Source organism: Methanosarcina sp. A14 (assembly GCF_001729375.1).
Taxonomy (GTDB): domain Archaea; phylum Halobacteriota; class Methanosarcinia; order Methanosarcinales; family Methanosarcinaceae; genus Methanosarcina; species Methanosarcina barkeri.
Genome location: NZ_LZPK01000153.1, coordinates 1 through 9119 on the forward strand (window position 1 = coordinate 1; position 9119 = coordinate 9119).

General features: G+C 39.6%; 10 protein-coding genes. 8 read left to right on the plus strand and 2 right to left on the minus strand.

Annotated elements, in window-relative coordinates:
* Window positions 1–1201, minus strand: a 1201-nt coding sequence (locus A9239_RS08010; protein ID WP_141706412.1) for a NosD domain-containing protein, incomplete at its 3' end; no start/stop codon positions are given.
* A 560-nt stretch (window positions 1202–1761) separates the two neighbouring features.
* Between A9239_RS08010 and A9239_RS08015 the strand changes: the two genes are divergently transcribed.
* The 5 genes from A9239_RS08015 (at window position 1762) to A9239_RS08035 (ending at window position 6076) form a co-directional block, all read left to right on the plus strand.
* Complete coding sequence (locus A9239_RS08015) at window positions 1762–2229, plus strand: GerW family sporulation protein (protein WP_048120037.1); 468 nt, start codon at window positions 1762–1764, stop codon at window positions 2227–2229.
* Between the two features lie 153 nt (window positions 2230–2382).
* Entirely contained in the window at window positions 2383–3321 is a 939-nt protein-coding gene (locus A9239_RS08020) for a DUF2953 domain-containing protein (protein WP_230628798.1), read from the plus strand.
* 101 nt (window positions 3322–3422) lie between these two features.
* Window positions 3423–4388: a beta-ribofuranosylaminobenzene 5'-phosphate synthase gene (locus A9239_RS08025; RefSeq protein WP_048120034.1), complete on the plus strand. Its 966-nt coding sequence runs from the start codon at window positions 3423–3425 to the stop codon at window positions 4386–4388.
* Window positions 4385–5395: an NOP5/NOP56 family protein gene (locus A9239_RS08030; RefSeq protein WP_048154453.1), complete on the plus strand. Its 1011-nt coding sequence runs from the start codon at window positions 4385–4387 to the stop codon at window positions 5393–5395. Before A9239_RS08025 ends, A9239_RS08030 begins: the two co-directional genes overlap by 4 nt.
* Window positions 5396–6076: a fibrillarin-like rRNA/tRNA 2'-O-methyltransferase gene (locus A9239_RS08035; protein ID WP_048120030.1), complete on the plus strand. Its 681-nt coding sequence runs from the start codon at window positions 5396–5398 to the stop codon at window positions 6074–6076.
* 188 nt (window positions 6077–6264) lie between these two features.
* Here A9239_RS08035 and A9239_RS08040 read toward each other — a convergent pair whose 3' ends face one another.
* Entirely contained in the window at window positions 6265–6810 is a 546-nt protein-coding gene (locus A9239_RS08040; protein WP_048120028.1) for an ArsR family transcriptional regulator, read from the minus strand.
* 458 nt (window positions 6811–7268) lie between these two features.
* Between A9239_RS08040 and A9239_RS08045 the strand changes: the two genes are divergently transcribed.
* Genes A9239_RS08045 through A9239_RS08055 form a run of 3 tightly spaced genes read left to right on the plus strand, consistent with a single transcriptional unit; the run spans window position 7269 to window position 9061 of the window.
* On the plus strand, window positions 7269–7961 hold the full coding sequence (locus A9239_RS08045; RefSeq protein WP_048120026.1) for a DUF2162 domain-containing protein: 693 nt from the start codon (window positions 7269–7271) through the stop codon (window positions 7959–7961).
* Window positions 7958–8581, plus strand: a complete 624-nt coding sequence (locus tag A9239_RS08050) for a MotA/TolQ/ExbB proton channel family protein (protein WP_048120025.1) — start codon at window positions 7958–7960, stop codon at window positions 8579–8581. The genes A9239_RS08045 and A9239_RS08050 overlap by 4 nt, the downstream gene beginning before the upstream one ends.
* Before the next feature lie 33 nt (window positions 8582–8614).
* Window positions 8615–9061 carry a DUF2149 domain-containing protein gene (locus A9239_RS08055; protein ID WP_048120023.1) on the plus strand — a complete coding sequence of 149 codons (447 nt, stop codon included), beginning with the start codon at window positions 8615–8617 and terminating at the stop codon, window positions 9059–9061.
* The last annotated feature ends 58 nt before the right edge of the window (window positions 9062–9119 follow it).

Sequence of the window (9119 nt, forward strand, 5' to 3'; positions counted from 1 at the left end):
CATAAAATACAGCAACTGGTGCTTGCGAAGTTTTCACTATGATATACTTTGATTTTGTTGCTGTGTTACTTCCTGCCGCATTTGTTACCGTAAGTTTAACAGTATATTTTCCGGCTTTAGAATATTTATGTGTTGGATTCTTTTCTGTTGACGATGTTCCATCTCCGAAATCCCATTTCCATTTAGTTGGTTTTCCTGTACTTTTATCCGTAAATTTCACGCTTAAAGGTGCTGTTCCTGATTTTGGAGATGCATAAAATACAGCAACCAGTTTTTGCGATCCGGGTTTATAAACAACTAGAGGAAGGTTATCAGAATATATGCTACCTTTTATGTTTTTATATGCAGAATCGGAAATTCCATCCCCGTCTGCATCGGTTGCAGTATTGGAAAATCCTGTACCATCAGGTTTTCCCCAGAAGTTGCCTCCTATGTAAGGTCCGCCCACAATATTAGTACCTGCGGTTTTTTTGGTATTATATGTATTTCCTATCCCATTTCTAATAGTCATATTAGTGTCATTGAAGTAATTGTTGTAAATCTGGTTAGTGTCGCTTCTGGGGCAAACATAAAGCCCATAAACACTATTATCTTGAACAGTATTACCTGAAAATGTGTTGCCGTCAGAGTTACCAACATGGATTCCACGACCGTTATTAAAAGCCGTATTTCCTGAAAGGGTATTGTCTGTAGCAGTCCCAAGTACAATTCCATATTCCCTATTGTTCGTAGCTATATTCTTTGAGATCTTATTTTCTTTGCAACGCAGGAGATATATTCCGTAACAGTTGTTCAAAAGTTTATTGTTCTCAACTATGCAGTTACTACACGAAGACAGACAAATTCCTGCATTGCCAGATCGAGTTGCTCCTACAGCCTTAAATCCAGTTATTTTTATGTTGTCTCCCTGTAAGAGGAACACACTGGCCCCCGAACTTTTGGCTTTGATTATCGTATTATCAGGATTTCCGGATTCTGACCTAATTGTAAGATCATCTTTAGTTACTATAATATTTTCAGTATATATTCCGGGTTTTACAGTAATTATATCGCCGGAAGACGAACTATTCACAGCATTTTGAATAGAGTCTCCTGGCTGCACTATAATCTCAGCCGCAGCTCCAAGACTTGATATTAATGATAATATGAAAATAGCTACTAATATAGTGGTTAATTTTTTTATTTTAATTCCTCCATCCATTAAAATAAATTTTAGGTGAAACTTTCATTGTAAATAAAGGGGGTTTACACTGAATACCTACGTGAATGCACGAATGAAAAAGTATTCTCTTATTCAAAGAATTTGTTCATCTTTTGTAAGACTCTTTAAGTAAATTTCATTACTTGAGCTGAAATTCGAATAATAAGATATAAATATACTGGAATATGTTATATTGAATAAATTAAAAATATAAAAAATATTATCCATGTAATTTATTTGTATTCGGATAATCCAGGTCACTTAACTTAATAGAATATCTTATTTATAGGCTATTAACTTATTTTTATTTATCAAATATTTATTACTTTCAAAATAAGGGCGGCTTAGATTTTAGTTGCCCACATAAAAAAACAATAGCCTTCGAAAACGATAAAAATAAGTTTCTCACTGGAATTAAAACTGGCTTTAAGTTAGTAAGCGTAGAATTACTCAAATATGATTAAGTCCAAAATTAATGTATCCAAATTTAGATTAAAGATAAAAACGAAAGTATTTATTATCGTCATCTACGAAACAATATACAAAAAGGGGATGAAAAGTTGGGTGTAGAAGCCACTATTAAAGAAATTGCAGGTGAACTTGAGAGAATAGCGAATACTAAAACCGTAGTTGGAGACCCAATTACTGCTGCTGGGAAAACAATTATTCCTATTTCAAGGATTACAATGGGTTTTGGAGCAGGTGGGGGAGAAGGCAAGAAAGACACTGAGTCGGGATATGGCGGAGGTGGAGGGGCAGGCGCGAAGATAGAGCCTGTGGCATTTATTATGCTTTCTGAAGAAGAAGCTCGGATCTTCCGGCTCTCTGGACGAAGCGATGCCGGTTCAATCCTTAGCTCAATTCCTGATCTTGTGCCTGAGATTATGGACAAGCTCAAGGGCATGAGAGGTAAGAACAAAAAAGAAGAGGAATTGCAGGAACAGGAAGTTAAAGGAAGGGAAACTCCGGAAAAGGAAACTGTAGAAGGACCCGAAATCAAGGTCGAAGAAGAGGGATGTTTCCACTAAAGTTTCTACCGAATTTCCGGAACTAAAACCTATTTAAGGGACTTTCCAGGAAACGGAATTAAAAAATATGGGTTTTCAGGATAGTCAGGACTATCCTCTTCTCCCTAACCTGTTAATATGCTGGTAATCACTTTTCTTCTGCTGGTTTTTCTGTTGATTTTATTCATACTTTTTACAGCAATAGGTCTCACTTTCAAGCTTAATGTCCTGAGCCTGGAAGAAAAGAAAGAACTTAGAGGTATATTTACTGTAAAATGGCTGTTCTTTTCCCATACCTTTTCCATAGAGGAACCTGAGGAAAGCGAAAGTTTTCCTGAAGAACCGGATAAATCGAGAAAGGATAAAACAATAAATGAGAAGCAAAATGAGATTGATCTGAAGAAAACTGAAAATGTAGGAGTCACTACAGAAACACAGAATAAGACTGAAGGGAAGAACAAAAAAGAGATTGAAGAAAATGAAATCAAAGAAAAAAGAATGGAAGTGGATGAGAGTAAAGAAAAAAGAATAAAAGTGGATGAGAGTAAAAAAAATAGAATTGAAGTGGATAAGAGTAAAGAAAAAAGAATAGAAGAGAGTGAGGGCAAAGAAAAACTAATCGAAGGGGATAAGAAGAAAGAAAAATTGGGTCTAATTGCAAAGATAAGAGGAAATAAAGAGCCTGAGACTGAAGAAGCTCCAGAATCTGAAATGACTCCCAGAGAAATGCTTCACTGGGGGATGGAAGCATTCAAATCTCTCAGAAAACCTCTGTTTCGTCTATTTTCCGATTTGCTTAATGGAATAAAAATTAAACGTCTGGAATCTGACGTGACATTTGGCCTTTCCGATCCGGCAGACACGGGCATGCTCTGTGGACTTATACACGCTGTTGCGGGACTGGCCTATAGCCGATGCAGGCACTGTAGTTTTTCCATTAACCCTGTGTTCATGAATCCGATGGTGGATTTCAGAGGGAGTATGGATATTCGTGTAAGGATATATTCTCTGATTTTTCCAATGCTTAAATTCATGTTTAACAGGAAAACTTTATCTTTTACTTATTCGATTATTAAGGAAAAACTCTGGGGGAAACGGAAGTTTAGTTCCTGAGCTAACGGAAATCTAGTTCCTGAGCTAACGGAAGTCTAATCCTGAGCTAAAATAAATTCAATTCCTAAGCTTTATGAATAGGTAATGAGGTACAGATATACATGATTAAAGTAGTGACCCCATCCAGACTCCATCTTACCCTGATAGACCTCAATGCAGAGATAGGCAGGGTCGATGGGGGAGCGGGAATCACCCTGGAATATCCCGGCCTGGAAATTTCTGCGAGTAAAGCTGATAATATAGAGATCATCGGTAATTCTCTTCTAGCAGGCAAAATGCAAAAAGCTGTACAGGCCCTTCTTCCAACAGGAGAAGGAATAAAGCTGCATATTAAAGATAGTCTTCCTGATCATGTAGGACTCGGTTCCGGAACCCAGGCCTCACTGTCGGCAGCAGTAGCCGTAAACAGAACTTATGGACTGGGAAAAAGCGTTAGAGAACTTGCAGTCGCGGTCGGCAGGGGCGGCACATCCGGGATAGGGGTTGCTGCTTTTGAAAATGGTGGTTTTATCTTGGATGGGGGGCATAAGTTCAAGGATAAAGGTGCATTTTCTCCTTCTTCAGCCAGCCACGTACCTCCTGGTCCTGTCCTTTTCAGAAGAAACTTTCCTGACTGGTCTATTGTCCTTGCAATTCCTGAAGGTAAAGGGGCGCACGATGCGGAAGAAGTGGATATTTTCAAGAGGTATTGTCCAATTCCTCTCGCCGAAGTTCAGGAAATTTCCCATGTGATCCTCATGCAGATGCTTCCTGCACTTGTCGAGGAAGACTTGGAAACTTTCGGAAAAGCGATTAACCACATCCAAACTGTAGGTTTCAAGAAAAGGGAAGTCGGACTTCAGTCACAGACTGTCCTGGATATCATGAATTACATGCGTGACAACGGCGCGAGTGGCTCGGGCATCAGTTCTTTTGGGCCGGTAGTTTACGGAATTGTCGGAAGCGTCGAGGAAGGTAAAAGACTCCAGCAAGAAACCCAGCGCATGCTTGACGAGTCCCTTGGTGGGAGAGTCCTGCTCACAAAGGGAAGGAATCGGGGTGCTGACATCTCTGGAGGGCCAGATTGAAAATCAATACCTGGTTTGGAACTCTTGAAATCGACAGCACAGGAGAAATTCTGGAATCTCTATTTCTTTCAAAAGACATCCGGGAGCTTGCTCTCCATTCTCTTTCTTTGAGGGACAGCAAGTCGGATCTCCCTCCTGAAGGCTTTGACCTCAAAAATGCAGCTATAAAATCCGGGTTTGTAAACTCCCCTGCCGCGTATTACTCCCTTTTACACGAAGTTACTCTGGAGGCTGCAAAACTTCAGGTCTCAGGTGCTCTTACTCCTGACCAGCGAATTATTCAGGCTGTAGAGGCCCTGGATGATATAAATGAAACGACAAATGCTCTGTCGGAGAGGCTTTCTGAATGGTATGGTGGCTATTTCCCGGAAAGCGGGTTAGGCGGAGAAGATCTTGCACTTTTTATTGTAAAATACGGTTCCCGTGAAAATGTCGGTTCTGAAGACCCTCTTTATTCAAAAGCCAGAAATTCAATGGGTGCAAAACTTGAACCTGCAGATGAAATACTCCTTATAGGTTTTGCAGAAAACGTGTGCAGTCTCTATGAACGGCGTCGACAGATTGAGGCTTATATTGAGAACAGTATGGAACTGGTTGCACCTAACCTGAAACTTATTGCAGGCCCAATGCTTGGGGCAAGGTTAATAAGTCTTGCAGGAAGCCTCAAAAAACTTGCTGAGTTTCCCTCTAGCACCATTCAGGTTATAGGAGCCAGTAAGGCGCTTTTCAAGCATCTTAGAGCTCGGGCTCCATCTCCAAAACATGGGATCATTTACAGTCACCCTCTAATAAATACTGCGCCCTGGTGGGTAAGAGGAAAAGTAGCAAGAGCCGTTGCATCAAAACTTTCCCTTGCTGCGCGCATTGATTTTTATTCCGGAGAAATAGAGCCCTCTATTATGGAAAAACTTGAAGCGAAAGTCCTGCAGATCAGGACTTTGAATCCCAGGCCTCCTCAAAAAAGGCAGGAAAGTGGAGCAAAGCCAAAGAAAAGGAGGAGAAAGTAAATGCCTGAAATCAAAAGGTTGTCGAATGGGATCTTTGAAGTTATAAAAGACAAAAAACATCTTGCTACAAAGAACCTTGACTCTGGAAAAACCGTTTATGGAGAAAAACTAATTACGGTTGAAGGGGTTGAGTATAGGACATGGGACCCTCGCAGGAGCAAGCTTGGAGCCATGGTCCTGAAAAAATTTAACACTCCACTCAAGGAAGATTCAAAGGTGCTCTACCTTGGGGCGGCTTCAGGTACAACGGTCAGCCATGTCTCTGATATTGTTTCGGAAGGTGCAGTTTATGCCGTTGAATTTGCTCCAAGGAGCATGAGAGATCTTATAGGACTTGCATCAAGGAGGAAAAATATCCACCCGATCCTTGCTGATGCGGGAAAACCGGACAGTTATTCTCATCTCGTTGAACCTGTGGACCTTATTTTTCAGGATGTCGCACAGCCCAACCAGGCCGAGATTGCTGCAAGGAACGCAGTTCGTTTTTTAAAAAGGGATGGATATCTCCTGCTTTCCATTAAAGCACGGAGTATAGATACTGTAGCTAAACCAAAAGAAGTTTTTAAGGCAGAGGTGAAGAAACTCGAACAGGCTTTTGAGCCCAGGTTTGAGATTCTCAATGCAAAGGACCTGATGCCCTATCACGAAGACCATCTTGGAGTCCTGGCGAAGTTGAAGTAACACGTCCATTTTCCAGGTGTTTTCTGTTTTTTTCAGAAGAAACAGTAAAATATCATATTTCAGTGGACTCTTTTCAGTGGACTCTTTTAATCATTTAAAGAATTTCATGAGTAGATATTTTGCAGGCTCTATGTTAATAGATATGAGCCTCTAAAGGGGTTAAGCATTTTAAGAAGCATTGTAGGCTTTTACCTTTTGATGCTTACCAGTAATCTTTTTTTCGTTACGGGCACCAGCTTTTTCCACTCTACGACGGCATCTTCGTAGAACTCATATTCGTCTACAGTTTTATCCGATAATTTGCCATCCACTTCATATACATAAAATCCATCTTCTCCATCCGTAGAGACGACCTTGACTCTGTTCCCCATTTTCTTAACTTCTACTGCAGCCACGCTTTTCAGAGCCTCAAGCAGAGTAGTACCCTGTTCAACCTCAAGTCTCTTGTTTTCTGCAAAGTGGTCCAGAAATGAATATATATTGTTCAGTTTGATGCCTATCATATGAGTATTTCCGAACTTTTTTCTTTCTACAAGGTTGGCTTTTTCTAATATTTTTACATGTTTGGCCGCCACAGGCACAGAAATCCCTATTTTTCTTGCCAGGCCGGATATGTGCATATCTCCTTCACTCAGGTGTTCTAGAATTGAGAGGCGTGTGTCGCTTGAAATAGCTTTAAAAAGATTTTCTCTGCCGCCGTTCATTCCATAACTCTGCATAGCATTTACTACCATGATGAACTCTATTTTATCTCAAATACTTATAATTATTGCTTTTGTTAGAACAAGTAAAGTAAACTATCAGATCTTTTCATTGCCTTTTTTATATTTAATTTTAACAAATTTACTTTAATTACGGATTTTTCTTTTTCTTTTTTCTATGTCATTGCCTGGTAGCAAAGTAAATTTTTACATAATATTTGTTAAATTCTAACTCTAATTTAATATCAACGTCAACTGCCATCATTTAAAAAAAACTATTTTACTATTTTACTATCTTACAATTTTAACTTCTACACATAATCTAATTTTAACTTACTCAATTATTATTCATCCTCCCTAAGAAAACAGGGTGGATATAAACTTTTAGTCTAAAAAATGCACTCAATGAGCCATTGTTATCCAAAAAGATAACAATTATTACCCAAAAACCAGTTTTTATTTAATTTTACTATAGATGCTCAGAAGGTATTATGGATTCTGCGGCATTAACTGTGATTGGAATTTTGATAGGTATCCTTGTTTTTGGAATTAAATCTGGAATAGGATGCGGATTTTCAAACATAAGTACAAGAGAAATTTTTGCAGTTGGAGGTAGTTATTTTCTTCTGGCCCTTTTATTCGGAAGCATTACTGACCACACAAACTTGGACGCTTTTGAAAAGTTTTCTTCAATGGGCATGGGAATCCATGTATTTGTTTCCCTGCTTCTGATAGTAACCGGGATTTACACCCAGAAAAAATGGAATTTAGGAAAAGATGTTTCTAGGCACACTTTCCTTGCTATATCCATACCCTGCCCGGTTTGTCTGGCAGCTCTTGCAGTCTCCTGCATACTGCTTTCAGAAAGTCTTAACCTTCCCGGGATAAAAGTAGGGCTACTTGTTGGAGTTGCTTTTTTTATAGCAGTAGTGGCTTCTTCTTTTCTTTTCAGGTTTGGAAAGGTCCGGTTTGGAAAAACCCCTGAAACTATGGGCAGTGCAATGATGATGATAGGGATTTATTATCTCTTAGGAGCTCTGCTTATCCCTGCTTATATACAAACAAAAAAGATGAACCTTGTTTCAACCGGAGGAGGAGAAACAGGAATTATGCCTCTTATGGCTTTTGGAGTTATTATCCTTGCAGGTTTTTTCCTGGAACGTATAAGGAGGCATGATCTTTGAGCCTTATGAATTTATTATCCAATATGATGAATGTCTTCTCAACGGCTTTGTTAATTCCTGTAATGTTTCTTCTCACTATTCTCGTATTTGTTTCCTTGATTCAATTAGGAGAATTCCTTTCCGAATATACAAAAAGGCGTAGAGACTGGAATAATCTGGAAACTAACTGCAAAAAAATTGAGTGCGAGCTTCAGAATTCAGATTTTTCGGAAGCATCCAGGGCTCTTGAAAACATCAAACAAAATTACATGGTCACTTCTTTTGCGCGAGATGCTGCAAAATACCTGAAAGAGCGACATTTTCTTGCTATTGAAAGGCTTTCGCAGGAATATGAAATCAAGATGGCAAAGCGTCTTGAACATACAAAGATAACCTCGACTATCGGTCCCATGCTTGGCCTTATGGGGACGCTTATTCCATTAGGTCCTGCTCTGATAGGGCTTTCGAAAGGAGAACTCGAAACTCTTGCGCAAAACCTGATGATTGCCTTTGCAACAACGGTTGTAGGGCTTTTTGCGGCTGGAATAGGCTACGTACTTACACAGGTCAGACGGCGCTGGTACTGGGAAGATATGTCGGATATCGATTATATCCTGGATACAATTGAGGAAAAGAACTGAAGCTTAGTATCTCTTAGTAATGAGGAAGAAATCATGCGAAAATCCAGAAGATACAGGCGGGCAGGGCTTTTAAAAGACGAAGATGAGCAAAACCCGATGGTCAACGTTGCAAATGTTTTTGATGTTGCAATGGTCTTTTCCGTAGCTTTGTTGGTTGCGCTTGTTATGTCATATCACCTCCCTGAACTTCTAAGCTCCAGTGAGGATTTCACTATTGTCAAAAATCCAGGAGCTCAAGATATGAAGATCGTCATCAAAGAAGAAGGTAAACCCATTGAAGTAATGAACATGACCGATAACATAGGAGGGGGAACTGGAGAAGCTCTTGGAACGGCTTACAGGCTCGCCGACGGCAAGGTAATCTACGTACCTGATAGTAATGGTACATCTTCTTCATCAGGTGCATCTACATCATCAGGTACTTCTTCGTCGGGTACGTCTGCATCATCCCGTACAATTAAAGTATCTACTTCACAGTAATAATTTCAATAAAATAAATATTGAGCTTGTTTCAAAATCCTGACTATTCAGATTTTTG

What these genes read in the sequence shown, in the direction of transcription:
- A9239_RS08025 (WP_048120034.1), top strand. Translation starts at nt 3,423, where the DNA reads ATGATTAAAGTAGTGACCCCATCCAGACTCCATCTTACCCTGATAGAC.
- A9239_RS08035 (WP_048120030.1), top strand. Translation starts at nt 5,396, where the DNA reads ATGCCTGAAATCAAAAGGTTGTCGAATGGGATCTTTGAAGTTATAAAA.
- A9239_RS08040 (WP_048120028.1), bottom strand. Translation starts at nt 6,810, where the DNA reads ATGGTAGTAAATGCTATGCAGAGTTATGGAATGAACGGCGGCAGAGAA.
- A9239_RS08045 (WP_048120026.1), top strand. Translation starts at nt 7,269, where the DNA reads ATGGATTCTGCGGCATTAACTGTGATTGGAATTTTGATAGGTATCCTT.
- A9239_RS08055 (WP_048120023.1), top strand. Translation starts at nt 8,615, where the DNA reads ATGCGAAAATCCAGAAGATACAGGCGGGCAGGGCTTTTAAAAGACGAA.